Annotated in this window: 28 protein-coding genes; 13 read left to right on the top strand and 15 right to left on the bottom strand. The window is 73.7% G+C overall.

The window, feature by feature from the left end:
- Positions 1-17: 17 nt before the first annotated feature.
- The 7 genes from PV341_RS28275 to PV341_RS28245 are packed head-to-tail and all read right to left on the bottom strand — an operon-like array spanning position 18 to position 3,359.
- Positions 18-245 (bottom strand): gas vesicle protein, encoded by a 228-nt coding sequence (locus PV341_RS28275; protein ID WP_500359303.1) that lies wholly within the window; start codon positions 243-245, stop codon positions 18-20.
- A complete protein-coding gene (locus PV341_RS28270; protein WP_500329582.1) occupies positions 242-1,045 on the bottom strand; it encodes a GvpL/GvpF family gas vesicle protein in 804 nt (267 codons plus the stop codon). The genes PV341_RS28275 and PV341_RS28270 overlap by 4 nt, the downstream gene beginning before the upstream one ends.
- The gene (locus PV341_RS28265; protein WP_500329584.1) at positions 1,038-1,487 is read right to left on the bottom strand and encodes a gas vesicle protein; all 450 of its coding nucleotides are present in this window, start codon (positions 1,485-1,487) and stop codon (positions 1,038-1,040) included. Before PV341_RS28265 ends, PV341_RS28270 begins: the two co-directional genes overlap by 8 nt.
- A gap of 14 nt (positions 1,488-1,501) precedes the next feature.
- Positions 1,502-1,756, bottom strand: a complete 255-nt coding sequence (locus PV341_RS28260; protein WP_018559348.1) for a gas vesicle protein GvpG — start codon at positions 1,754-1,756, stop codon at positions 1,502-1,504.
- Between the two features lie 15 nt (positions 1,757-1,771).
- Positions 1,772-2,485 (bottom strand): GvpL/GvpF family gas vesicle protein, encoded by a 714-nt coding sequence (locus PV341_RS28255; protein WP_500329731.1) that lies wholly within the window; start codon positions 2,483-2,485, stop codon positions 1,772-1,774.
- A gap of 2 nt (positions 2,486-2,487) precedes the next feature.
- The gene (locus tag PV341_RS28250) at positions 2,488-2,967 is read right to left on the bottom strand and encodes a gas vesicle structural protein GvpA (RefSeq protein ID WP_499509490.1); all 480 of its coding nucleotides are present in this window, start codon (positions 2,965-2,967) and stop codon (positions 2,488-2,490) included.
- 29 nt (positions 2,968-2,996) lie between these two features.
- On the bottom strand, positions 2,997-3,359 hold the full coding sequence (locus tag PV341_RS28245; RefSeq protein ID WP_500329588.1) for a gas vesicle protein GvpO: 363 nt from the start codon (positions 3,357-3,359) through the stop codon (positions 2,997-2,999).
- A gap of 126 nt (positions 3,360-3,485) precedes the next feature.
- Here PV341_RS28245 and PV341_RS28240 point away from each other — a divergent pair, with 126 nt between their 5' ends.
- Positions 3,486-4,235 (top strand): histone protein, encoded by a 750-nt coding sequence (locus PV341_RS28240; RefSeq protein WP_500359302.1) that lies wholly within the window; start codon positions 3,486-3,488, stop codon positions 4,233-4,235.
- Positions 4,236-4,571: 336 nt separating this feature from the next.
- Here the strand turns inward: PV341_RS28240 and PV341_RS28235 are convergent, their stop codons facing one another.
- A complete protein-coding gene (locus tag PV341_RS28235; protein WP_500329591.1) occupies positions 4,572-5,228 on the bottom strand; it encodes a class I SAM-dependent methyltransferase in 657 nt (218 codons plus the stop codon).
- Between the two features lie 148 nt (positions 5,229-5,376).
- Here PV341_RS28235 and PV341_RS28230 point away from each other — a divergent pair, with 148 nt between their 5' ends.
- Both PV341_RS28230 and PV341_RS28225 read left to right on the top strand, forming a co-directional pair.
- A complete protein-coding gene (locus tag PV341_RS28230; RefSeq protein WP_500359301.1) occupies positions 5,377-6,543 on the top strand; it encodes a MalY/PatB family protein in 1,167 nt (388 codons plus the stop codon).
- A 152-nt stretch (positions 6,544-6,695) separates the two neighbouring features.
- Positions 6,696-7,787 (top strand): NAD-dependent epimerase/dehydratase family protein, encoded by a 1,092-nt coding sequence (locus tag PV341_RS28225; RefSeq protein WP_500329595.1) that lies wholly within the window; start codon positions 6,696-6,698, stop codon positions 7,785-7,787.
- A 43-nt stretch (positions 7,788-7,830) separates the two neighbouring features.
- Here the strand turns inward: PV341_RS28225 and PV341_RS28220 are convergent, their stop codons facing one another.
- Both PV341_RS28220 and PV341_RS28215 read right to left on the bottom strand, forming a co-directional pair.
- Entirely contained in the window at positions 7,831-8,799 is a 969-nt protein-coding gene (locus tag PV341_RS28220) for a YihY/virulence factor BrkB family protein (protein WP_500329597.1), read from the bottom strand.
- Between the two features lie 83 nt (positions 8,800-8,882).
- On the bottom strand, positions 8,883-9,404 hold the full coding sequence (locus PV341_RS28215; RefSeq protein ID WP_500359299.1) for a hypothetical protein: 522 nt from the start codon (positions 9,402-9,404) through the stop codon (positions 8,883-8,885).
- Between the two features lie 100 nt (positions 9,405-9,504).
- Between PV341_RS28215 and PV341_RS28210 the strand changes: the two genes are divergently transcribed.
- The 5 genes from PV341_RS28210 (at position 9,505) to PV341_RS28190 (ending at position 13,871) form a co-directional block, all read left to right on the top strand.
- Entirely contained in the window at positions 9,505-10,986 is a 1,482-nt protein-coding gene (locus PV341_RS28210; protein ID WP_500359298.1) for an AlkA N-terminal domain-containing protein, read from the top strand.
- 104 nt (positions 10,987-11,090) lie between these two features.
- The gene (locus PV341_RS28205) at positions 11,091-11,606 is read left to right on the top strand and encodes a methylated-DNA--[protein]-cysteine S-methyltransferase (RefSeq protein WP_500359297.1); all 516 of its coding nucleotides are present in this window, start codon (positions 11,091-11,093) and stop codon (positions 11,604-11,606) included.
- An 11-nt stretch (positions 11,607-11,617) separates the two neighbouring features.
- Positions 11,618-12,355 (top strand): 2OG-Fe(II) oxygenase, encoded by a 738-nt coding sequence (locus tag PV341_RS28200; RefSeq protein ID WP_500329604.1) that lies wholly within the window; start codon positions 11,618-11,620, stop codon positions 12,353-12,355.
- Positions 12,352-13,188, top strand: a complete 837-nt coding sequence (locus PV341_RS28195) for a hypothetical protein (RefSeq protein ID WP_500329605.1) — start codon at positions 12,352-12,354, stop codon at positions 13,186-13,188. Before PV341_RS28200 ends, PV341_RS28195 begins: the two co-directional genes overlap by 4 nt.
- Positions 13,185-13,871 (top strand): alpha-ketoglutarate-dependent dioxygenase AlkB family protein, encoded by a 687-nt coding sequence (locus PV341_RS28190; RefSeq protein WP_500329607.1) that lies wholly within the window; start codon positions 13,185-13,187, stop codon positions 13,869-13,871. The genes PV341_RS28195 and PV341_RS28190 overlap by 4 nt, the downstream gene beginning before the upstream one ends.
- On the opposite strand, the gene PV341_RS28185 is transcribed toward PV341_RS28190, so the two are convergent.
- Positions 13,825-15,039, bottom strand: coding sequence for an MFS transporter (locus tag PV341_RS28185; protein ID WP_500359296.1), 1,215 nt, complete (start codon positions 15,037-15,039; stop codon positions 13,825-13,827). The genes PV341_RS28190 and PV341_RS28185 overlap by 47 nt on opposite strands.
- Before the next feature lie 74 nt (positions 15,040-15,113).
- On the opposite strand from PV341_RS28185, the gene PV341_RS28180 reads away from it, so the two are divergent.
- The 3 genes from PV341_RS28180 to ddaH all read left to right on the top strand — a co-directional run bounded on the left by PV341_RS28180 (position 15,114) and on the right by ddaH (position 17,565).
- Positions 15,114-16,085: a transcriptional regulator gene (locus PV341_RS28180; RefSeq protein WP_500329611.1), complete on the top strand. Its 972-nt coding sequence runs from the start codon at positions 15,114-15,116 to the stop codon at positions 16,083-16,085.
- Between the two features lie 17 nt (positions 16,086-16,102).
- Positions 16,103-16,606: an Lrp/AsnC family transcriptional regulator gene (locus PV341_RS28175; RefSeq protein WP_500329612.1), complete on the top strand. Its 504-nt coding sequence runs from the start codon at positions 16,103-16,105 to the stop codon at positions 16,604-16,606.
- A gap of 122 nt (positions 16,607-16,728) precedes the next feature.
- The gene (gene ddaH, locus PV341_RS28170; RefSeq protein WP_500329614.1) at positions 16,729-17,565 is read left to right on the top strand and encodes a dimethylargininase; all 837 of its coding nucleotides are present in this window, start codon (positions 16,729-16,731) and stop codon (positions 17,563-17,565) included.
- Positions 17,566-17,587: 22 nt separating this feature from the next.
- Here the strand turns inward: ddaH and PV341_RS28165 are convergent, their stop codons facing one another.
- Positions 17,588-18,007 carry a PaaI family thioesterase gene (locus tag PV341_RS28165; RefSeq protein WP_500329616.1) on the bottom strand — a complete coding sequence of 140 codons (420 nt, stop codon included), beginning with the start codon at positions 18,005-18,007 and terminating at the stop codon, positions 17,588-17,590.
- A 35-nt stretch (positions 18,008-18,042) separates the two neighbouring features.
- Entirely contained in the window at positions 18,043-19,632 is a 1,590-nt protein-coding gene (locus tag PV341_RS28160; protein WP_500359295.1) for an MFS transporter, read from the bottom strand.
- Between the two features lie 101 nt (positions 19,633-19,733).
- Between PV341_RS28160 and PV341_RS28155 the strand changes: the two genes are divergently transcribed.
- Positions 19,734-20,306 carry a winged helix-turn-helix transcriptional regulator gene (locus PV341_RS28155; RefSeq protein WP_500359293.1) on the top strand — a complete coding sequence of 191 codons (573 nt, stop codon included), beginning with the start codon at positions 19,734-19,736 and terminating at the stop codon, positions 20,304-20,306.
- Here PV341_RS28155 and PV341_RS28150 read toward each other — a convergent pair.
- Positions 20,194-21,168 carry an SDR family NAD(P)-dependent oxidoreductase gene (locus tag PV341_RS28150; protein ID WP_500359292.1) on the bottom strand — a complete coding sequence of 325 codons (975 nt, stop codon included), beginning with the start codon at positions 21,166-21,168 and terminating at the stop codon, positions 20,194-20,196. The genes PV341_RS28155 and PV341_RS28150 overlap by 113 nt on opposite strands.
- 46 nt (positions 21,169-21,214) lie before the next feature.
- Entirely contained in the window at positions 21,215-22,243 is a 1,029-nt protein-coding gene (locus PV341_RS28145; RefSeq protein WP_500329733.1) for a LacI family DNA-binding transcriptional regulator, read from the bottom strand.
- A 444-nt stretch (positions 22,244-22,687) separates the two neighbouring features.
- On the opposite strand from PV341_RS28145, the gene PV341_RS28140 reads away from it, so the two are divergent.
- Positions 22,688-23,987 (top strand): glycoside hydrolase 5 family protein (locus PV341_RS28140; RefSeq protein WP_500359291.1); only part of this gene is annotated, 1,300 nt, incomplete at its 3' end.

Raw genomic sequence — 23,987 nt, 5'->3', positions numbered from 1 at the left:
GGGGAGCGCCGGGGGTGTCATGGGCCGGGCCCCGGGCCCCACGGGGAGGGGGTGCGCTCGCTGACGGAGACGATCAGGGCGCGCAGGGAGATGCGGACGAGGTCGATGTCGGCGATGGAGAGCACCACGTCGCCGGTGAGGACGACGCCGCCGCTCAGGAGGCGGTCGAGCAGGTCGACGAGGGCCACCTGACGCTCCGCCAGGGGTTCGGGGGTCCGTTCGGGGGTCCGGTCGGCGGCGGTCACGGCGGCACGTCCGCCACGTCCGCGTCGGGGAGGGCGGCGAACGAGTACGGGGCCCAGGGGCCGGTGACGTCGACGCGCACCCCGGGCAGTCCTTCGCCGGCGGCGAGGACGCGGGCGCGGAAGGCCTCGGCCTGCTCGTCCGCGAGGAGGAAGGCGTCGTTGAGGACGTTCTCCCCCGCGCCGGCGGCGAGTTGCCCCTGCTGCACGCGGTGCCGGGCGTGCCCGGTGGCCAGTTCGCGGCCGATCGTCTCGACGCGTGCGGCGGCCTCCTCCGCCGCGCGGTAGGCCTCGTCGCGGGAGTGCCGCTGGGCGCGGCGGGCACGCAGGTAGGCGCGGCCAGGGCTGAGGTCCTCGCCGGCGCCGGCTCCGGCGGGGCCCGCGGACGCAGCCGCCGGGGCCTCCACGTAGATCTTGACCCCCCATTCGAGGTGTCCTGCGAGCCGCTCCAGGACCTGCGTGAACGCCGCGTCGTCGTCCCGCAGCACGGCCAGGACGCGTGCGTCGTCCAGGTAGACCGTGGCCAGCCGCAGGGGCAGCACGGTGGTGTGCGCCGAGAGCGCCTCGATGACGGTGTGGTGGGCGCGGGCGACGGTCTCCAGCCAGTCCAGGTCCTCCAGGTGGCGGCGGAGGGCGTCCTCCCGGAAGTCCGCGGCGGGCACCGGGCTGACGGCCGCGGCCAGCGGACCCGACGTCACGAGCCCCACCGGTGCCCCGGCGACGCCCGTCAGCGCGGCCAGGGCGCCCTCCGGAACGCCGCCGCCGCGCAGCACGGCGTACGCGTAGCTGACCCGGTCATCCATCGTCCGTCCCGGGATCGCCGCCGCGGCGGTGCGTCGCCGAGGAGGACCGCGTGCGGTGGCGGGAGGCCACGCTGCCCCGCGGCGTGTCCGTCAGCTCCCGCCCTTCCTTCAGTGCTTCGATCTCCTCGCGCAGCCTGCGGTTCTCCTGCGCGAGCGAACTCTCCCCGTGGGCCCGGGAGGACAGCGACGGATCGTGCTCCCACCAGTCGATGCCCATCTCCTTGGCCTTGTCGACGGAGGCCACCAGCAGTCGCAGCTTGATGGTGAGCAGTTCGATGTCGAGCAGGTTGATCTGGATGTCGCCGGCGATGACGATGCCCTTGTCCAGGACCCGCTCGAGGATGTCCGCCAGGTTGGCCGAGGACCCCTGCCCTTGGGCGTACTGCTGGGGAGCGGCCCTCGTGGGGTACGAGCCGAGCCGGCCCGCCGGGGAATCCGTCACTGCGTCACCTCGTCTCAGGGCGCGGGCTCACCGCGCCGGAAGGCCGCGATCTCGTCGAGCCGGTCGAGCAGTTCCTCCTCGCGGGCCTCGAAGGTCTCCTCGTCGATCCGTCCGGCGAGGAGCTCCTTCTCCAGGGCGGCGAGTTCGCGTTCGACGGGCTCGGGGTCGTAGTACTCCTGCTCCGCGGCCTCCAGTACGCGCTCGACCACCCAGCCCACCCCGCGCACCGGCGCCAGGGGGAGGGTGACGATCTGGGTGAACAGTCCCATGGGGGCCACTCCCTCTCACACGAAGCTGTACGGGGGCAGCGGTCCGAGCAGCCGGAAGTCGCACTCCTCGCCCACCTGGTTGGCGAGGCTCAGCTGCGTGGCCAGGAACATCTCCTCCTTGCTGTCGTCCACCAGGAAGGAGACGCTGAGGAAGTCCTGTCCGCCCGGCGGGGAGGCCACGTCGTCCCGGACGAAGGGGCGCAGCGCCTCGACGATGCCCGCCCCGAGGGCCTGCTGGCGGGCCTGCACCTCGTTGGCGAGCAGCTCGCCCAGCATCAGGGGGATGTCGGGGGACGCGGCTCCGCCGCGGATCTCCTCGTTCAGCCGGCGCGCCTCGTCGTTCTCCTCCAGGATCCGGCGCAGCAGGGAGTCCTCGTCCCACGAGACCTTCAGGTGGTACTCGGCGCAGCCCTGCAGGTTCTTCAGCTGCTCCCGGTACTCCACCGCACGGTCCTCCAGCGCGGCCTTCACGGCCTCCTCGTCGGGTGCCGTGAAGCCGAAGCGCAGTGGCAGCACGGCACCGTCGGCCATCAGCCGTTCCTGCACCTCCTGATGGGCGAGCACGTCCCTGCGCCGGGGACGCAGGTCCTCGGGGGCCTCGCTCACGACCGCGGAGAGCTCGGCATTCGTCACCGTGCGCAACTCCTGGCCCGATCCGCCGACGGCCGTGAGGCCGTCCAGGCGCAACGGGTGGTCCTTCGCGGTGATGGAGTAGACGTAGACGGCCATGCTCATTCCCTCTCCCGCCGGGAAGCCCGCCCGGTGCTCCTGCGCCGCGGCTGCCGGGGCTCCTCCTCGTACTCCGCTTCCTCCTCTTCGGGCTCTTCCTCGTACTCGTCCTCCTCGTCCTCGTCGCTCCCGCCCTTCAAGGTGTCGGTCACGGCCTCGACGGCGCCGGACAGGGCACCCTTCGACTTGCCCTTGGCCCCGCCCTCGGTGATCTCACCCACGAGATCGGTGAGCTGGGTGGGCTGCTTTCGCCCGGATTCCAGGTCAAGCCGGTTGCAGGCTTCGGCGAAACGGAGATATGTGTCGACGCTCGCCACGACGATCCGGGCGTCGATCTTGAGGATCTCGATGCCCACCAGGGACACGCGGACGAAGACGTCGATGACGAGCCCCCGGTCCAGGATCAGTTCCAGGACGTCGTAGAGGCTCCCCCCGCCACCACCCCTCGACATGCCGCCCCCGCTCTGCGGCACCACGGTCATGGCGCCTCCCTTCAGCGCCTTGTGTCGGGTCAGGCGCGTCGGTCTATCTGCCCCCGCGTGTAACGGCGTGTCCGCTCGTACGCCACCAGGTCTCCTTCCTCGTCCAACGTCACGTGGTACGTGGCCATCACACTGGTCGTCTGGGGCACGCGCTCCAGTTCCAGGACCTCGACGTCCGCTTCCCAGCCGTCTTCGGTCGGTTTCACCGCGGAAACGGATTCCGGCCTGCGACCGAGGAGTTCGGAGAGTTGCTCGGACGCGGACCGCATGGCCCAGGCCGCCGAACGTTTGCGGGGCCGCCGGGACCGCTCGGCGCTCGAACGCCGTGCCGTGCCTTCGCTCCGGGTGGAGCGCGGGCCCCTTCCGGGGTCGCTCTTGTCGCTTGCGGCCATCCACATCTCCGGCTCTGGAGCGGCGCCACCCCTACAACAAAACGTACTATTTCAGCATATACACCTCACAAGGTGCGCGGCGACGGGTCGCCTCCCGCAGGGCGCAACTCCCGAAGGGAACAAGTGATGAAGGACTCGACCAGGCTCGCTCTGGCTGCCGCGGTAGCGGGCGGCTACGTTCTCGGTCGCACCAAGAAGGGGCGGCTCGCCCTCGGAATGGCGACCTTTCTCGCCGGTCGCCGCGCCGGACTCGATCCGCAACAGTTGGTGACCGAGGGTATTCACAAGCTCAAGGACCTGCCTCAGGTCGCCCAGCTCAAGGAACAGGTGGGCGGAGAACTGATGGACGCCGGGCGCAAGGCGGTCGTCGCCGTCGCGGACCGGAAGCTCGCGGATCTCGCAGGGACCTTGCACGACCGTACGGCCCGCATCGGCAGCAAGAAGGAGAAGCGCGAGGACGAGGAACCGGACGAGGAGGAAGAGGAGTACGGACCGGAGGACGAGGAGGAAGAGGAAGAACCCGAGGAAGAACCCGAGGAAGAGGAAGAGGAACTCGAGGACGAGGAACCCGAGGAGGAAGAAGAGGAGGAGGAAGAGGAGGAAGAAGAGCCGGAGGCGGACGAGCAGGCCCCTCGGCGCCGTCGCCCGGCCAAGCGGCAGGCCCCCAGGCCGCCGGCGCGCAAGACCGCGGCCAAGAAGGCGCCCGCCAAGAGGACCCCCGCCCCCGCCAAGAAGGCACAGCCGGCGAAGAAGTCCGCCGCCAAGAAGACCGCGGCGCCGGCCGGCAAGCGGGGGGCGAAGAAGACCGCAGCACCTGCGAGGAAGTCCGCCGCGAAGAAGACGGCCGCCAAGAAGGCGTCCACACGGCGGAGGTAGCCCTATCGCCATAACAGCACAGGACACCGGTGTGGCACCGGCTGCCGGCCTGGATCGATCGACTGCTGACGGCTCCCTCGGCTTCGTCGGGGCCCGAATGGAGAACCTGGCCGGCGGGCGACAAGGTCTCCACCGGGACAACGAGTTGATGCATCGTCCGGCGCCCTGCACTGACCCACATCGCCCTCAGCTGCCATGCCCAAGGCCGCGGTCGGCGGCTCGACTCCAAGCACTTCCAGCGGTACGTGAGGACGCGCGCCGCTGACGTCCCGTCACTCCGCCCCCACCCACAGTGCCCCGGCGGGCCGTGGTCGGCACGGCCCGCCGCGCGTCGTTTCACCGCTCCAGGCGGCGGATCTCCAGGGTGTTGTCCACACGCGTCGTGGGCCGTCCGTCGGGGTCGTTCTGGACGCGCTCGTGCTCGTCGGTCAGCAGCACCTCCCACTCCTCCTCGGCAAGCTCCAGGCTCCGCAGCACCTCTTCCGGCGTCGGGAAGTGCACCTCAGGGTGCGGCTCGGTCTGCCAGGCCGGGAACCCGGAGTGCCCGACGACGAGCAGCACGCCCCCGGGTGCCACGGCCGCCGCCGCGGCGCGCAGGATGCGCTCGCGCGGCATGTCGTTCGGCGAGTGCAGGAACTGCGCGGAGACCAGGTCGTAGGTTCCCCCGGGGAACGTCTCGGACAGGTCGTGCCGTTGCCAGTCGACGATGCCGTCGGGGATGCCCTCCGCCGTCGCGTGGGCGGCGGCACGCTCCAGGGCGACGCGGGAGATGTCGACGGCGGTGACCCGCCACCCCTGCCGGGCCAGCCAGACCGCGTCGGCGCCCTCGCCGCAGCCCAGGTCGAGCGCGGTACCGGGCTTCAGGCGCCCGACCTCGCGGACCAGGACGTCGTTGGCCTTGCCGCTCCAGACGCGGTCGCTCCCGGCGTACCGGGCGTCCCAGAACTCCGCCTCGGATGCGGCGCCGGTCGCGCTGGTGGTGCCGTCGGTCATGGGTGTCGTCTCCTCCGTGCCGTGGATGTGGACCTGCCCCGACCATGCGGTCCCGCGCACTCGCCGGGCAAGTCTTCTTGCCGGTTCGGCAACACGTCCACCGGCCGCCCACTGCCCCGGCGGCTGACCGGCACCTATGTTTGGTGTCATGGACACCGCGTCGACTGACGACCACCCGCTGCGCCGCCTCACGCTCGACCAGCTCCGGCGCCGGACGAGCATGAAGTGGCGCACCCATCCGGAGGACGTGCTGCCCCTGTGGGTGGCGGAGATGGACGTGCCGCTGGCCGGTCCCGTGGCCCGCGCGCTCACGGAGGCGATCGCGGTCGGCGACACGGGGTATCCGGCGGGCACCGCGTACGCGGAGGCGCTGGCGGACTTCGCCCGTGAGCGGTGGGGCTGGGACGGTCTGGCCGTGGAGCGCGCCTCCATCGTGCCCGACGTGATGCTGGGTGTCGTCGAGATGCTGAAGCTCGTCACGGACCCCGGGGACCCGGTGATCGTCAACTGCCCGGTGTACCCGCCGTTCTACCAGTTCGTGACGCACATGGACCGGCGCGTGGTGGAGACCCCGTTCGGCTCCGGCCTGCGGCTGGATCTCGCGGCGCTTGAGGAGACCTTCGCCCGGTCCACGGCCGGCGGCGGCCGGGCCGCCTACCTGCTGTGCAGCCCGCACAATCCGACCGGCACGGTGCACACCGCCGAGGAGCTGTCCGCGGTGGCGGCGCTGGCCGGGTCGTACGGGGTGCGGGTCGTGGTGGACGAGATCCACGCGCCGCTGGTGACCGCCGAGGCGGCGTTCGTGCCCTACCTGAGCGTGCCCGGCGGCGAGAGCGGCCTGTCGCTGATGTCCGCTTCGAAGGCGTGGAACCTGGCCGGTCTGAAGGCGGCCCTCGCCCTGGCCGGGCCCGCCGCGGCGGACGACCTGGCGCGCATGCCGGAGGAGGTCGGTCACGGACCGAGCCACCTGGGCGTCATCGCCCACACGGCGGCGCTGCGCGACGGCGGCCCATGGCTCGACGCCGTGCTGGACGACCTCGCGCACAACCGGCGGTTGCTCGCGGGGCTGCTGGCCGAGCACCTGCCGTCGGTCGGCTACCGGCCGGCCCCGGGCACCTACCTGGCCTGGCTGGACTGCCGGGAGCTGGGCCTGGACGACGACCCGGCCGCCGCCTTCCTCGCCCGCGGGCGGGTCGCCCTCAGCGCGGGGCCCAACTTCGGCACGGGCGGCGACGGGCACGTACGGCTGAACCTCGCGACGACGCCCGAGGTGCTCACGGAGGCGGTGCGCCGGATGGCGAAGGCGGTCGGCTGACGCCGCGGCCGGGGTCTGAAAGGTCCCTCGCCGGGTAGCCGCCCTGGCAGACCGAGGCACGTCGGACGAGGCCGCCGTCACGCCGGGCAGCGCGGTCCGGCACCGTGCGGTGCCCGGGCGCTCGCGGCGGCCCCAGGGAGGCGAGGAACGTGATGGACGACTCCACGCCCGGGAGCGGCGGCGGCCTGCGCGTCGTCGTCGTAGGGGCGACCGGAAACGTCGGGACGAGCCTGGTGCGGGCGCTCGGCGAGGACCCGGCGGTGGCCGAGATCGTCGGCATCGCCCGCAGGATCCCCGAGGACTGGCAGCCCGCCCGTACCTCGTGGGTGCACGCCGACCTGGGCGACGACAGGACGCGCCTGGTGGAGCACTTCCGCGGTGCCGACGCCGTCGTGCACCTGGCCTGGCTCCTGCAGCCCACCCACGACCCCGCGATCACGTGGCGCACCAACGTCCTGGGCAGCATCCGCGTCTTCGAGGCGGCCGCGGCGGCCGGTGTGCCGGCCCTGGTGCACGCCTCGTCGGTGGCGGCGTACTCGCCCGGCCCGAAGCGCTACCCGGTCGACGAGTCGTGGCCCACGCACGGCTGGCCGGGGGCCGCGTACTGCCGGGAGAAGGCGTACGTCGAGCGCTACCTCGACACCTTCGAGCGGGAGAACCCGCGGCTGCGCGTGGTGCGCATGCGGCCGGGCTTCATCTTCAAACGGGAGTCCGCGGCTCAGCAACGCAGGCTGTTCGCCGGGCCGTTCCTGCCGAACCGGCTCGTACGGCCCCGCCTGGTGCCGGTCGTCCCCGACCTGCGCGGTCTGCGCTTCCAGGCGCTGCACTCCGACGACGCGGCCGAGGCCTACCGGGCGGCGCTGCACCGTCCCGTGCGCGGCGCCTTCAACCTGGCGGCCGATCCACCGCTGGACGCGGGTGAACTCGCCACGCTGCTCGGGGCGCAGGTCGTCCGCATGCCGCGGGGCGCGGTGCGGGCGGCGCTGGCCGGGGCGTGGCGGCTGCACCTGGTGCCGTCGTCGCCCGGCCTGTTCGACGCCGTCGTCAGACTGCCGCTGATGAACACCGCGCGGGCCCGCCGCGAGCTGGGCTGGGAGCCCCGCCACACCGCCACGCAGGCGATCGAGGAGTTCCTCGCGGGTCTGCGCGAGGGCGCGGGCGACACCTCCACCGCCCCACTGGCACCGGGCGGGGCCGGCAGCCGGCTCCATGAGGTCGCGACCGGCGTCGGCTCACGGCCGTGACGGTCCACGGCCGCGACGGCGCGGCGGCCGTGGCGCCGTCCCGTCATCGCCCTTCGTCGGCGTGCAGCCGCTCGGTGTCCTCCGGCTCGGCCTTGGGCACCGTCTCGTCCGGACCGTCGTCCGGGCCTCCGTCCGGCCGTGCCCGCGCCCGTTCGAGCTCGGCGTTGAACTCCAGCCCGAGGAGGACGGCGATGTTCGAGATCCACAACCAGACGAGGAAGACGATGATCGCCGCCAGGCTGCCGTAGAGCCGGTTGTAGTTGCTGAAGTTGGACACGTAAAAGCTGAAGAGGGCGGAGGCGGCGGCCCAGATGGCCACGGCCACAATGCTGCCGGGGCTCACCCATCGGAAGCCGCCGTGCTTCACGTTGGGCGCGGCCCAGTACAGCAGCGCGAGGACCAGGCTGAACAGCACGAGCATCACGGGCCATTTGGCGATCCCCCACACGCCGAGCGCGGGGTCGCCGACTCCCAGCACCTGACCCGTTCTGCGGGCCAGGGCTCCGGTGAGGACCACGCCGAGCGCGATGAGCGCCGTCACCACCAACAACACCACGGGAATGACGAATCGGGCGGCCAGGGTCTTCCACACGGGCCTGCCCTCGTCGATGTCGTAGAGGGCGTTGGCGGCCCTCATGAAGGTCGCCACGTAGGCGGAGGACGACCACACGGCGACCGCGATGCCGACCGCGAGGGCGAGTCCCCCGCGGCCGGCGCCGTGCTGCAACTGCCCGAGCACACCGGTCAGCGTGTCGCGCACCGGTCCGGGCGCGAGTCCGCTCGCGTTGACGATCAGGGGCTTGACGCTGGGGCCGCCCAGCAGACCGACGACCGAGACCATGACGAGGAGGGCGGGGAAGACCGACAGGACGGCGTAGTAGGTCAGCGCCGCGGCCCAGTCGGTCAGGTGGTCCGCCCAGAACTCCTTCACCGTGCGCCGGAGCACCACGCGCCAGGACTCCTGGGGGAGCTCGGTCGGCTTGCTGACGCCGGTCTGCGGGTGGCGGGCCATGCGCGATCACTCCCCTCAGGGCACACGTCCCCCACAGGAAACAATGCAAACCGCCCCATAATGCATGAACGACGCACCGGCCCTCAGTGCTGGAGCGCGACCTTCGCCGCCACGATGACCAGGCCCAGCACCAGGTTCACGATCCCCACCGACACCACCGCCCAGCGGGAGGCGCCCACCCGGATGACGGCCGCACTGGCCCACACGACCTGCTGGACGACGGCTATGGCCAGGGCCAGCCAGGCCGCGCCCTCCAGCCCGAGCCCCAGCAGGGGGCTCACCGCGACCGCCGTCGCGGGCAGCAGCGCGGCCTGCACGATCGGCCACTCGCGGACGCACACCTGGCGGATCTCGTGCCAGGTGACCCTCCCCCCGCGCAACCGGTCGCCGACGAAGCCCGCGTAGACGTGGGCGGCCCAGAACACCAGGCCGGTGCAGATCAGCAGCAGCACCAGTTCCAGGCGCGGGTACGGCCCCGCCGAGCCGGCCCCGGCCACCACCGAGGCGGCCAGCAGCGACCCGTAGACGGCGCCCGTGTAGTTGGCGCGTCCCGTGCCGGGAGCCTCCCGGCCGGCGAGGTCCCGCGGGGCGGAGCCGGCTGTCACCCCTTCAGGATCACCGAGGCGACCCGCCCCCGCACGGCCGTGCCGGGCGGGCCACGCCCGGAACGCGACGTCCGAATCCCGCCAGCGTTCCGCCCCCGCGATGCCGCACAGTGGAGGGGTGACGAACGACGCGACCGACGAGGACAGCAGGTACGAGGCGGTGTGCAGCCGCGACGCGCGCTTCGACGGCGAGTTCTTCTTCGCGGTGACGACGACGGGGATCTACTGCCGCCCGAGTTGCCCGGCGGTCACGCCCAAGCGGCGCAACGTCCGCTTCTTCCGGACGGCGGCGGCCGCCCAGGGGGGCGGTTTCCGGGCCTGCCGGAGGTGCCGTCCGGACGCGGTGCCCGGGTCCGCGGCGTGGAACGCGCGGGCCGACGTGGTGGGCCGTGCGATGCGGCTGATCGGCGACGGCGTCGTCGACCGGGAAGGCGTCGCGGGGCTGGCCGCACGGCTCGGGTACAGCGCGCGGCAGGTGCAACGGCAGCTCAACGCCGAGGTGGGGGCGGGACCGATCGCCCTCGCGCGTGCGCAGCGGGCGCACACCGCCCGGATCCTGCTGCAGACCACGGACCTGCAGGCCGCGGAGATCGCCTTCGCGGCCGGTTTCGCGAGCGTACGGCAGTTCAACGACACCGTCCGCGAGGTGTACGCGCTCACGCCGACCGTGCTGCGGCAGGCGCGCCCCGCCCGGCACGCGGTCGCCGACGCCGCCGCCGGGGTGCCGCTGCGGCTGGCCTACCGGGGGCCGTACGACACCGGGCAGGTCTTCGGCTACCTGGCGGCCCGCGCGATCACCGGCGTCGAGGAGATCACGGGGACCCGCGGCCGGCGCGTCTACCGGCGCACCCTGCGACTGCCGCACGGGCCCGCGGTCGCCGAGGTCGAGGAGGCGGCGCCCGGCAGGGGCGGTGACTGGCTCGAGTGCCGGCTGCACCTGACCGGGCTGCGCGACCTGACCACCGGGACACAGCGGGTGCGGCGCCTGTTCGACCTGGACGCCGATCCCTACGCGGTCGCGGAACGGCTGTCCGCGGACCCGTCGATGGGGGCCCTGGCCCGCCCCCGCCCCGGGCTGCGCGCTCCCGGGGCGGCGGACTCGCACGAACTGGCGGTGCGGGCGGTGCTGGGGCAGCAGGTCTCCGTGGCGGCGGGACGCCGGCTCGGCGCGGCCCTGGTCGCCGCCCACGGTGAGCCGCTGGCGGCGCCGAGCGGTGGCCTGACGCATCTGTTCCCCGACGCGGACACCCTCGCCGGGGCGTCGCTGGAGGCGGTCGGGATGCCGCAGGCCCGGCGGGAGACGCTGCGCGGCCTGGCCCGCGCCCTCGCCGCCGGCGAGGTCGTCCTCGACCCGGGCGCGGACCGGGACGGCGCGGAGAAGGACCTGCTCGCGCTGCGCGGCATCGGACCGTGGACGGCCGGCTACATCCGGATGCGCGCCCTGGGCGATCCCGACGTGCTGCTGGAGGGCGACGTCGCCGTGCGCGCGGGGGCCGCGCGTGCCGGTGTGCCGCTGGAGGACGCCGAGGGCTGGCGGCCGTGGCGCACCTACGCGATGCACCTGCTGTGGGGCGCCGGTTGACCGGGAGGCAGCGGGAATGCGACGTCCGATTCCCGCCGGACATCGGTGATGAACCACCGCAGAATCGTAAATGTCACTGAAAGTGCGAGGAAAGGGAAAGACCGATGACGGTCTACACGACGCTCGACAGCCCGCTGGGCGAACTGCTGCTGGTCGGCGAGGAGTCGCCCACCGCTCACGGCGGCACCGCGCTCTCCTCGCTGTCCGTGCCGGACCAGAAGGGCGGCGTCCTCGCGGCGGACCTGGTGGACGGCGCGCGTGCCGACGACGCCGCGTTCACCGAGATCGCCCGCCAGCTGCGGGCGTACTTCGCCGGCGAACTGACCGACTTCGACATCGAGTTCACCACCGCCGGCACCGCCTTCCAGCAGCAGGTGTGGAAGGCCCTGGAGACCATCGGCTACGGCACCACGCTGACCTACGCGGACGTCGCCGACGCGATGGGCATCCCCCGGACCTCGTCGCGCGCGGTCGGCACCGCGATCGGCCGCAATCCGCTGCTCGTCGTCCGTCCCTGCCACCGCGTGCTCGGCGCCAAGGGCGCGATCACCGGCTACGCGGGCGGGGTGGAGCGCAAGCGGCTGCTGCTGGACCTCGAGGCCGGGCGCGGTACGGCGTGAGGACGACGGCCATGACCACCACCGCCGCACCCCCCACGACACCCCTGCCCGAGCGGGTCGACGCCATGGACTGGCCCGCGCTCGCCGCCGGACTCGACGCCCACGGGAGCGCCCTGACGGCCCGTCCGGTCCTCTCCCCCGCAGAGTGCCGGGCCGTCGCCGCGCTCTACGACGAGACCGGGCGGTTCCGCTCGACCGTCGACATGGCACGGCACCGCTTCGGCTCGGGCCAGTACCGCTACTTCGCGTACCCCGTCCCGGAGCCGGTGCGGGCCCTGAGGGCGGCCTTCTACCCGCGGCTGCTGCCGATCGCCCGCGACTGGGCGGCCCGGCTCGGGCAGCCCGCGCCCTGGCCGGACACCCTCGACGCGTGGCTGGACGTGTGCCACGCCGCCGGCCAGACGCGGCCGACCCCGATCCTGCTGCGCTACGGCGCGGGCGACTGGAACGCGCTCCACCGCGACCTGTACGGGGACCTCGTCTTCCCGCTCCAGGTCGTGATCGGGCTCGACGCCCCCGGCGAGGACTACACCGGCGGCGAGTTCCTGATGACGGAGCAGCGGCCGCGGGCGCAGACCCGGGGCTCGTCCACCACCCTCCCCCAGGGCCACGCGCTGGTCTTCACCACCCGCGACCGGCCCGTACGCTCGGCCCGCGGCTGGTCCGCCGGCCCGATGCGGCACGGGGTGAGCACCGTACGCGCCGGCCGCCGCCACACCCTGGGCCTGGTCTTCCACGACGCGGCGTGACCACGTACGTGCTGACCGGCCCGGACGGGCAGCCGTACCGCAGCGCTGTCCCGGGGACGCTCGGCGGGCACCGGCGCGGCCGGCTGTACGGCCGCCTCGACTGCCCGGCCGCCCTGCGAGCGATCGCCCGCGGCGGATACGTGCGGGAGCGGGTGTTCTTCGCGGACGAGGCGACGGCGGTCGCCGCGGGCCACCGGCCCTGCGCCCGCTGCCTGCCCGGACGGTACCGACAATGGAAGGCGACACCGAGGGAGCGGAACGCCATGATCTACCCCGACGCACCCGCCGCGGCACCGGCCTCGCCGCTGGTCACGCCCGAGGGGATCGCCGTGCTCGACGGCGTGCCGGCGCCGCGGCCGCACACCGGCTCGGAGCTCACCGCCCTGCTCGGCCTGCTCGGTGACGCCCGCCCCCGCCCGCGCGCTGTCGCCGTCGGTCACAGCCGGGACGCCGCCTCCCGTACCGCCGCAGGGGCCTTCGCCGCGGCGTGGCGCGCGTCGGGCGGCACCGTGGTGACCGTCGTGGACTGGCCCGAACGGGCCGCGTCCTGGTTGCGGGCCGCCGGGCGGCTGACCGCGCCGGCGCCGGACGCCTGGGTGGTGGCCGCGGCGCCCGCCGGGTGGGCGCAGCTGGCCCGGCGTCTGCGGCACAGCACACCGTGGGACCCGGCCCGTACGTACGGCTTCGCCTCCCTCGGCGACGCGCGCGTGGTGGCCGCCGCGGGCGCGGAGACGCTCCAGGGCCTGCGCGGCGCGGCCGCCGACGGCGGGACCTGGCGCGTGGACCGGGGCTGGGTGACCGCGGCCGCCCCGGGGACGGGCGGCGCCCGGTGAGCGCGCTCATCCCGCGCCCCCGGCTGCAGGTGGCACCGGGCGCGGTGCACGTGCCGGGCTGGCTCACCCTGGACCAGCAGCGGGAGCTGGTCGTCGCGTGCCGTGCCTGGGCCATGGGCCCGGTCCCGATCCGGCACACCCGCCTCCCCCGCGGCGGGGTGATGTCGGTGCGCACGGTGTGCATCGGCTGGCACTGGCAGCCCTACCGCTACACCCGTACCGCGGACGACGTGAACGGCGCCCGGGTGGCCCCCTTCCCCGACTGGCTGGTGGACCTGGGCCGCCGCGCCCTGGTCGAGGCGTACGAGGACCCCGCGGCGGGTGACGGCTACACCCCGGACACCGCGCTGATCAACTTCTACGACGGCGACGCCAAGCTCGGCATGCACCAGGACAAGGACGAGCGCAGCGCCGCCCCCGTCGTATCGCTGACCATCGGCGACACCTGTGTGTTCCGCTTCGGCAACACCGAGAACCGCAACCGCCCCTACACGGACCTGGAGCTCGCCTCCGGCGACCTGTTCGTCTTCGGCGGCCCGTCCCGCTTCGCCTACCACGCCGTGCCGAAGGTCCACCCGGGCACGGGTGACCCGGCCACCGGTCTCGCCTCCGGCCGGCTGAACATCACGATGCGGGTCACGGGACTGGACGACGGGACGCAGGGGCGGGCGCGGCGGCGGTGACGGCGTCCGCGGGGCCCGGGCGCAGGCCCGGGGCCAGCGCCAAGGTGACGGCGACGGAGACCGCGGCCATGACCGTCATCGCGGTGGCCGGGGAGGTGTGCTGGGCGACGGCACCGGCGAGCGCGGCGCCCAGGCCCTGGCAGGCGAGCATGCCCGAGGAGTGCAGTCCGAGGGCGTGACCGCTCAGTTCGTCCGGGGTGAGGGCCATCAGACGCTCCTGCAGCAGCAGGCTCGCCGCGTAGCCGACGGAGGCGACGGCGACGACGGCCGCCGCCAGGGGCAGGCCCGGGTGCAGCGCGAAGAGCAGGTAGGGGGCCGCGAGCAGCAGTCGCAGCGCGGCGCCCGCACGTTCGCGCCACCACGGCGGGACGAACCGGCCGGCCGTCGTGTCGCCGGCGAGCATGCCGCAGGCCGCGGCGGCCAGCAGCAGCCCGGCGTGGTCGGGCGCGTAGGGCACGAAGAGCGACTCGCAGCCGACGATCAGGCCGTTGGGCACCCAGAGCGCGAGGTACACGTAGCGGCGGGGCCGGGCGGACCACAGGAGTACGTTGGTCCGCCAGGTCTCGGCCGCCGAGGGGCGGCCGCCCGCGCGCGGGGGCCTGGGGCGCAGTCCGGTCAGGGCGGCGGCCGCGGCCGCGAGGTAGAGCGCCGCGCCGGCGAGCAGGACCCCGCGGGGGGAGAGTGCAGCCAGCAGCAGGCCGCCGGCGGCGAAGCCGCAGATCTGCATGGTGCCGGTCGCCATGTTCAGCACGGAACGGCCCAGCAGGAAGCCGCCCTTGGGCAGGATCTCGTGGAGCAGTCCGTAGCGCACTCCGCCGCCCAGTGACGCCACCAGGCCCTCGACGGGCAGGATGACGAAGACGGCCCACATCGGCAGACCGGGGACGGCCAGAACGGCGGTGCCCAGGGCGAAGAGCAGGGCGACCGCCGTGAGCGCGGCACGCGGCGGCAGCCGGTCGGCCGCCGACAGCAGCGTCGTCGCGCCCACCACCTGCGCGAGGGACGGGCCGAACATGGCGACGGCGGACAGCAGCGGCGAGCCCGTGGCGTCGTAGACCAGGGTGCTCAGGGCCAGCCCGCTCACCGTCTGCGCCGCGACCTGTCCGGTGGAGACCACGAACAACGGGGTGAACTCCCGTGTGCGGAAGAGTTCTTGGTAAGTGCGCATGGACCTGAGTCTCGGCGGCGGCGCACAGGGCGGTTAATGTTTCGCGCAGACGCGAAAGGTGAGGAGGGCGGCGCATGGGCTGGTGGCTGGTCGACGCGGAGACGCTGGTGGCGAGCCGTTTCGTCGTCTCCCCACTGGCCGAGACCATCGCGGCACTGAAGCTGCTCGACCGGGGCACGGCCGCGCACCCCGGGGAGCGCGCCTGGCTCGACGTTCATTTGGCGGCGTACCGCGAGCGGCTGGCCGCCGACCCGGTGACCGGGCTGCTGGTGCGCGCCGCCCTGGGGCGCACCTGGAACGCGGACTTCCTGACGCCCACGCCCAGCGGCGAGGGCAGTCCGGGATTCGAGGAGGAGCTGAGGCGGATCCGGGAGACCTCGCCGGAGGCCGCCCGTGAGCATCTGGCGGTGTCGCTGGGCAGACCGCTCCCCGAACGGCTGCGCCGCGCGGACCTGCCGGAGCGTGCGGCGGACGTCGTCGCCTGGGTGTGGACGCACACGGTGCTGCCGGACTGGCCGCGCCGCCGGCGGGTCATCGAGGCCGACATCGTGGCGCGTACCGCCCAGTTGGGCCGCGGCGGCTGGGCGGAGGCGCTGGACGACATGCGCCGGGGGATGCGCTGGCTCGGTGAGGGCCGGTTGCAGATCAACACGCGGGAGTACCCGCCGCGCGACCTGTCGGGCGCCCGGCTGATGTTCGTGCCCGTCACCCCGCGCACCGGGTGGGTGTCCTGGGACGAGCACGTACGGTACGCGGTGGTGTACCCGTGCTCGGGGGCGCTGGCCGAGGCGGGGCGGCAGCGGGTCCCCGAGGCCCTGGGCCCGCTGCTCGGTCCGGCGCGGGCCGCGGTCCTGGTGCTGCTCGCGACGCCGATGAGCACGACGCAGCTGGTGGCCCTGACCGGTCAGGGACTGGGCTCGGTGGGGCGTCATCTGAGGGTGCTGCTCGACGCCCGTCTGGTGCGGCGGCGGCGCGCGGGGCGTTCCGTGCTCTACTACCGGACGGAGACCGGCGACGCCCTGGTCGCGGCCCAGCAGGACGGCTGAGGGAAGGAGCACCGGGCATGGTCCACAGACCCGTGCCGTTCGACGAGCTCGACCGCAAGATCGTCGCGGCCCTGATCCTGAACGCCAGGACGAGCTTCGCGGAGATCGGCGCGGACATCGGCCTGTCGGCGACGGCCGTCAAGCGGCGGGTGGACCGGCTGCGCGAGTCCGGGATCATCACGGGTTTCACCGCCACCGTCCGGCCCGCCGCGCTGGGCTGGCGCACGGAGGCGTACGTGGAGGTGTACTGCGAGGGCGCGGCGCCGCCCCGGCGGCTGGCCGAGGTGGTCAGGAACCACCCGGAGATCACGGCGGCCATGACGGTGACGGGCGGCGCGGACGCCCTGCTGCACGTCCGGGCCACCGACGTCGAGCACTTCGAGGAGGTCCTGGAGCGGATCAGGACCGAGCCCTTCATCCGGAAGACGATCAGCTACATGGTGCTGTCGCACCTGCTGCCGGAGAGCCCGGAGGCGGGGGCGGGGCGGTCCGCCGCGGAAAGCGCAACGGACCTGCGCTGACGGGCCCTTCGACGCAGCATCGCTGCGCCTGTGCGCAGCGTCCCGATCTTGTCGCCCGCGGGCTGCGGTTCCTACCGTTGAGCCATCCCCTGGCCGTCCCGCAGGAAGCGGAGGAGTTCGCCGTGCCCGAGAACCGTGTGGCCCGCCCCCGGCGTTACCTGGTCTGCCCGCCCGACCACTTCGACGTGCGCTACGCGATCAACCCCTGGATGCGTGAGGGCGTGCGGGTCGACACCGCGCTCGCCCGGGAGCAGTGGGCCGCGCTGGTGCGGGCCTACCGGGAGCACGGCCACACGGTGGAGTGCGTCGGGCCGGTCGCGGGGCTGCCCGACATGGTGTTCGCCGCCAACTCGGCGCTGGTGGTGGAGGGGCGGGTGTTCGGCTCCTCCTTCCACGCGCCCGAGCGGCGCCCGGAGGCCGACGAGTACGCGGCCTGGTTCAAGGCGGCGGGTTTCGAGGTGCACCGCCCGGAGTCGGTCTGCGAGGGCGAGGGCGACCTGGTGCCGGTCGGCGGGTTCGTCCTGGCGGGTACGGGCTTCCGCACGGTCCGGGCGGCGCACCACGAGGTGCAGGAGTTCTTCGGCGTGCCGACGATCGGCCTGCGGTTGACGGACCCGCGCTTCTACCACCTGGACACCGCGCTGTTCGTCCTGGACGACGGGGCGGGCGGCGGCGAGGCGAACATCGCGTACTACCCGGAGGCCTTCTCCCCCGGCAGCCGTGAGGTGCTGCGCCGGATGTTCCCGGACGCGGTCGTCGCCACCGTGGACGACGCGCTGGCGTTCGGCCTCAACTCGGTGTCGGACGGGCGGCACGTGTTCGTGGCGCCCGCGGCGGCGGGGCTGGTCGAGCAGCTCGCCGGGCGGGGCTACGTGCCCGTCCCCGTCGACCTCACGGAGTTCCACAAGGCCGGCGGGGGCATCAAGTGCTGCACGCAGGAGCTCCGCCCGGCGGTCTGACGTCGCCGGTCCCTGCCCGGGGTCACTGACCGGGCAGGGACCGGTTGAACAGCCGCACCTGCCCACGGGCGACGGTCCGGCCCTCGGCGTCCGTGATCACCACCAGCCACAGCTGCAGGCTCCGGCCCTGCTGCAGGGGTGTGCCGCGGACCTCGAGGCGGCCCTTGACGTACGGGAGCAGGAAGTCGGTCTGGTTGCTCACACCGACGGCGAACCGGCCCTCGGAGCGCACCGCGTGGGAGGCGCCGACGCTCGCCACGCTCTCGATGACGGTGGTGTGGAGGCCGCCGTGGGTGATCCCCCACGGGGTGTGGTGGTCCTCGGTGACCTCCAGGTGGGCGGTGACCTCCTGCGCGCTGATCGCGTCGAAGCGCAGCCCGACGGCGCGCAGGAAGGCTCCGGCGGCCTCCGGGTCGAGGGCGGGGTCGGTCGTCTCCGTCATCGTGGCTCTCCTGTTCGTCCTGGACGTGCGCGGGGTCAGTGGGCCTGCGGAGCGGGACGGTTGGCGATGAGCACGAGGGCCGCGACGGCGGCGACCGCCAGGCCGACGCCCGGGATGAGCACGGCCAGGTGCAGGGCTCCGGTGAAGGCGTCGCCGACGGCCGAGGTGACGGTGTCGCGGAGCGCCGCCGGCAGCGTGGAGCCCTGGTCTCCGGTGCCGACGGCCTGGGTCACCTGGTCGGCGATGCCGGACGGGACGCCCCGGTCGGCGAGTTCGCCGGGCAGCCGGGAGGCGAGGCCGCTGGTCAGCACGGTGCCCGTGACGGTCGCCCCGAGCGTGCCGCCGACCTGGCGGAAGAGGTTGACGGTACCGCTGGCCATGCCGCCGTCGGTGTGCGGCACGCTGATGACGGCCACGGCCGTGCTCGGCGGCAGGACCAGGCCCGCACCGGCCCCGAACATCGCCATCAGCACCGCGAGCACGGGTATGGACGCGGTGGGGGTCTGGGCGGTCATCAGCAGCGCGCCGGCCGCGGCGAGCGCCGCGCCCGCGCCGAGGGTGGCCTTGAAGCCGATCCGGCGTGCGATCCCCGCGGCGACGTAGCTGACCAGCACGTAGGAACCCATGATCGGCAGCAGCAGGAGTCCGGCGTCGAGGATGGACTCGTGCCGGATCCGCTCGAAGTACAGCACCTGGGCGAAGGCGGTGGCCACGAAGGCGTACTGGGCGATCATCGCGACGACGTTGGCCGTGGCGAAGGAGCGGCCGCGGAAGAGCCCGAGCTTCAGCATGGGCGTACGGGTGCGCGCCTCGTGGACGACGAAGACGACGAGCGCCGCGGCCGCGACGGCGAAGGCCGTGATCGCCTTGGCCGTGCCGAAGCCGGTGTGGCCGCCCTCGATCAGGCCGTAGTTCAGCGCGCCGATGGACGCGACCGCGAGCACCAGGCCCGGCGGGTCGAGGTGGCGTCCGGCCTGCCGGCTCTCGGTGACGAAACGGGGCGTGAGGACCAGCACCAGGACGGCGAGGACCACGTTGACCAGGAACACCGCGTGCCAGGACCAGTGCTCCAGGATCAGCCCGGCGGCCACGGGGCCGAAGGCGAGGCCGATGCCGGACACGGCGACCCAGATGCCGACGGCCCGGGTGCGGGCGTGCGGCTCGGCGAACATGTGCGTCACCAGGGACAGGCTGTTCGGCAGGATCGCGGCGCCGCCGAGGCCCATGAGGGCCTGGCCGGCGATGACGCCCGCGGCGCCGGAGGCCAGTGAGGTGACCAGGCTGCCCGCGCCGAGCAGCAGCATGCCGAGGGCGAACACGCGACGACGGCCGAAGCGGTCGCCGACGGTGCCGGCGGCGAGCACGAAGCTGGCGACCATCATCGAGTAGATGCCGGCGATCCACACGAACGCCGCACCCGACACCCGGAGGTCCTGTTGGAGCGGGGCGAGGACCGCGACGGTCTGGGTGATGTTCACGAACATCGCCATCTGGCCGAGGCTCGCGACGACGAAGCCGATCCAGCGCTTCCTCGACTCCCCCGCGTCCGGTGTCCTCGCGGTGGTCCTTGCTGTGGTCGCACCCACGGTCACGGCCTTGGCCGCGGCGGCGCTCGTGCTCGTCATGAACGGTTCCCTCCTGAGCTGAGTCCGCATTTCGAACCTAGCTGCGCAGCGAACGCTACCAGCCCTGAGTTCTTTCCGCGAACTCAGGTAGGATCCGGACCATGGAATACCTCGACCAGGACGTCTCCAACTGCTCCGTCGGCCGCGCCATCGGCCTCGTGGGCGACTCCTGGGTGCTGCTGGTCCTTCGCGAGGTCACCCGTGGGGTCAGGCGTTTCAGCGACATCCAGGAGCACCTGGGCGTGTCCCGCTCGGTGCTGACCGACCGGCTGAACGGCCTGGTCACCCAGGGGCTGCTCGAGCAGCGCGCGTACCGGGAGCCCGGCGCCCGGAGCCGCTCCGAGTACGTGCTCACCGAGAAGGGCCGCGACCTGTACCCGCTGATCACCGCCCTGCGGCAATGGGGCGACAAGTACCTCGCCGACCCCGAGGGGCCCTCCCTCCTGACCACCCACCACGGCTGCGGCGCGCCCGTCCGGGCCCGGCTGGTCTGCGACGAGGGCCATGTGGTCGACGCCCCGGAAGAGGTCGACCGCCGCCCCGGGCGCCGCGCGGCCGGTCTCAGGCCGTCGCGCCCGCGTCGAACGCGTCGATGCCGGTCAGCTCCGCGGACAGCCGCCACAGGCGCGCGGCCTGCTCGGGGTCGGTGGCGTGGTCGCGCACCCCTCCGGTGAGCCCGTCCACGCCCTCGGTCAGGCGTTCCGCCACGTCGCAGTCCTCGCAGTAGAGACCGCCCCTGCCGGCGAGCATCGGTGACGCGGCGGCCCAGACCTGGGTCGCCGCGCCCTGCTGCGGTGTCTTGAGCGCCGGATCGGCGGGGTTGCCCTCCGCGTCGATCCAGCCCGCGGCGACCCTCTCCTCCAGCGGGACGTGACGCGCCAGGTCCGTGAGGATCACGCCCGGGTGCACCGAGAACGCCCGTACACCCCGCTCCCTGCCCAGCCGGTCCAGCTCGACGGCGAACAGCGCGTTCGCCGTCTTCGCCTGCCCGTACGCCGCCCACTTGTCGTAACCGCGCTCGAACATGACGTCGTCCCAGCGGATGCCCGAAAGCTGATGGCCCTGCGAGGACACCGAGACCACGCGCCCACCGCGCCTGGCGAGCGCCGGCCACAGCCGGTTGACCAGGGCATGGTGCCCGAGGTGGTTGGTGGCGAACTGCGCCTCCCAGCCCGGGCCCACCCGCGTCTCCGGGCAGGCCATGATCCCGGCGTTGCCGATCAGCAGGTCGACGCCGCGGCCGGAGGCGAGGAAGCGCTCGGAGAAGTCGCGGACGCTGTCGAGGTCGGCGAGGTCGAGCGCGTCGGCCTCCGTCCCGCCGATCCCCGCGAGGGCCTTCCCGGCCGCTTCGGGACGCCGGGCGGCCACCACGACGTGGGCGCCCGCGCCGGCGAGGGCGCGTGTGGTCTCCCGTCCGAGGCCCGCATGACCACCGGTGACGACGGCGAGCTTCCCGGTGAGGTCGATCCCGCGCAGCACCTCCCGCGCGGTCGTGCGGGCACCGAATCCGGTTCCGATCCTGGTCTGAGCTGTCATGCCCCCCATGCTGGGAGCTGGTGTGCGCTCCAGGGCAAGTGCCCGCTCAGCCGCGCGGCGGCGCCGTGCTGTCGCGGACGACGAGTGCCGGCGTCGGCTGGGCCACGTCGCGGGCCGGGCGGCCGCCGAGCAGGCAGACCAGTTCCTGCGCCGCACGCCGCCCGAAGGCCGTCGCGTCGCGGTCCAGGGCGGTCAGGCGCGGATGCGTGGCCCGGCAGAGCGCCGAGTCCTCCCAGGCGACCACCGACAGGTCGCGCGGTACGGACAGGCCCATGCCGAGCGCCACACCGGCGCCCGCGACCGCCATCACGTCGTTGTCGTAGATGATCGCCGTGGGCGGCTCGGGTCCGGCCAGCGCGAGGCGGGTGGCCTCGGCGCCCTGGCCCTCGGAGTAGTCGGTGGTGACCGAGCGGACACCGGACATCCCCCGGCGCGCGGCCCCCGCCCGCAGCGAGCCGATGCGGCGCGTGGTGTGCGCCAGGCCGGCCAGGCCCGCGACGTGGACGACACGGTGGTGGCCCAGCCCCGCCAGGTGGTCGACGATCGCGCCCATGGCGGCCGCGTCGTCCACCCGGACGGTGGAGATCACCGGGTACGGGACCGGCTCGTGCGGTTCACGGTCGACGTCGCGGCCGCCGACCACCACGGCGGGCAGGCCCAGGGCGTCCAGGAGGACCGGCCGGGGATCGCCGATCCGCGGGTCCACGACGATGACCCCGTCGACCCGCTGCTCGGCCCACCACCTGCGGTAGACCGCGCACTCCTCCTCGGCGTCCGCCACCACCCGGAAGAGCAGGCCGAGGTGGCGTTCCGACAGCACCTCCTGGATGCCCGAGACGAGCTGGAGGAAGAACGACTCGATGCCCAGCGAGCTCGCCGGGCGGGCGAGCACCAGGCCCACGGTGGCGGCGCCCTCCCCCGACAGGGCCCGCGCGGCGGTGCTGGCCCGCCAGCCGAGCTGGTCGGCGACCCGGCGCACACGCCTGCGGGTGGTCTCGGAGACCCCGGGGCGGTCGTTGAGGGCGAAGGACACGGCGCTCTCGGAGACGCCCGCCCGCCGGGCGATGTCCTTCATCGTGGGGCGCCGGGCGGGGACGCGGCGGCCGGTCCGGGCAGCGGGCGGCGGCTCCACCGGTGGCTCGTGCGCCGCGATCGTGGGCCCCCTCGGATCGTCCGCCTGACGTCGTACGCGCCGGGCCCGGGCGGCGCGACGCGGGGACCAGTATCCCCCAGCCTGGGAGGGTCGGGTACTAAAGCGCTTGAGCGGCACGGCCCTAAAGCGCATTAGCGCTGACGCCCGAATTCCTCTCGCATTCCGTTGACCTGTGGCTTCAAGGCCCCAAGACGTAGGCGTAAGAGCCGAGTTGACTTTCCCGGAGCGCGGTGTCACCTTGTCGTGGGCGCCGGCGGCGACTCCCCCAGCCGCGCCGATCACGGGACGGACATCCCCCGACCGCCCCGCGACCACCGGTTCCGCCGCCGCGCGCCCACCCCAGCTCGTACGATCACGGGAACCGCCATGACACCGCGCTTCGGCGTCAACTACACGCCCAGTCGGGGCTGGTTCCACCACTGGCTCGACTTCGACCTCGACGCCGTCCGCGCCGATCTGGACTCCATCGCCCGCCTCGGCCTGGACCACATCCGGGTCTTCCCGCTGTGGCCGCTGTTCCAGCCCAACCGCACCCTGATCCGGCCGCGCGCCGTGGAGCAGTTGGTCGCACTGGTCGACGCCGCAGCCGAGCACGGCCTGGACGTCAACGTGGACGGGCTGCAGGGCCACCTGTCCAGCTTCGACTTCCTGCCCTCCTGGACGGCCACCTGGCACCGCAGGAACATCTTCACCGACCCGGACGTCGTCGCCGCCGAGGCCGAGTACCTGCGCACGCTCGCCGCAGCGCTCGCCGACCGGCCCAACTTCCTCGGCATGACCGTGGGCAACGAGATCAACCAGTTCTCCGGCCCGCCGCACCCGGACCCGGACCCCATCGGCCCGGCCGAAGCGGAGGCCTGGCTGCGCCTGATGCTCGACGCGTGCGAGCGCGGCGCCCCCGGCAAGCTCCACCTGCACGCCGAGTACGACGCCGCCTGGTACCAGGACGACCACGCCTTCACCCCCGCGCAGGCCGCCCGCCTCGGCTTCGCCACCGCCGTCCACTCCTGGGTCTTCAACGGAACGGCCCAGCGCCACGGCCACGCGGGCGTGGCCACCGAGCACCACGCCGCGTACCTGATCGAGCTGTCGAAGGCCTGGGCCACCGATCCCCACCGCCCGGTCTGGCTCCAGGAGGTCGGCGCCCCCGCGCCGGTGGTGCCGCCCGAGCACGCGGCGGCCTTCGCCACCGCCACCGTCGCGGGCGCCCTGGACTGCGAGGACGTGTGGGGGGTGACCTGGTGGTGCTCGCACGACGTCGCCCGGTCCCTCGCCGACTTCCCCGAACTCGAGTACACCCTCGGGCTCCTCACCAACGACCGCGAGGTCAAGCCGGCGGGCACCGCCGTTTCCCGCGCCGTGGCGGAGCTGCGCGACCGCGGGTACGCGCCGCGGCCGCGGACGACCGCGCTCGTCGTCGACGTGGGCGACACCCTGACGGCGCCCCACCGGTCCGGATGCGCCCCCGGCGGCGAGGTGTTCGAGGCGTGGGCCGCGCTGACCGCCCGGGGCGTACGGCCCACCGTGGTGCTTCCGCCCCGGGCGTTCAGCGCGGCCCATGACTCGGACACCTCTGCGCCGGGGGGGCATTCGGACCGGTATGGCGCCGTCCGCGAGTCGCACACGTCGTCGAAGGAAACCGTACACAGCGGTCACGGCGCGAACC

Source organism: Streptomyces sp. PA03-1a (assembly GCF_033792805.1).
In the GTDB taxonomy this organism is placed as follows: Bacteria; Actinomycetota; Actinomycetes; order Streptomycetales; family Streptomycetaceae; genus Actinacidiphila.
Note: the sequence above shows the minus strand (reverse complement) of the source record. Positions and strands in the feature narration are given on the sequence as shown.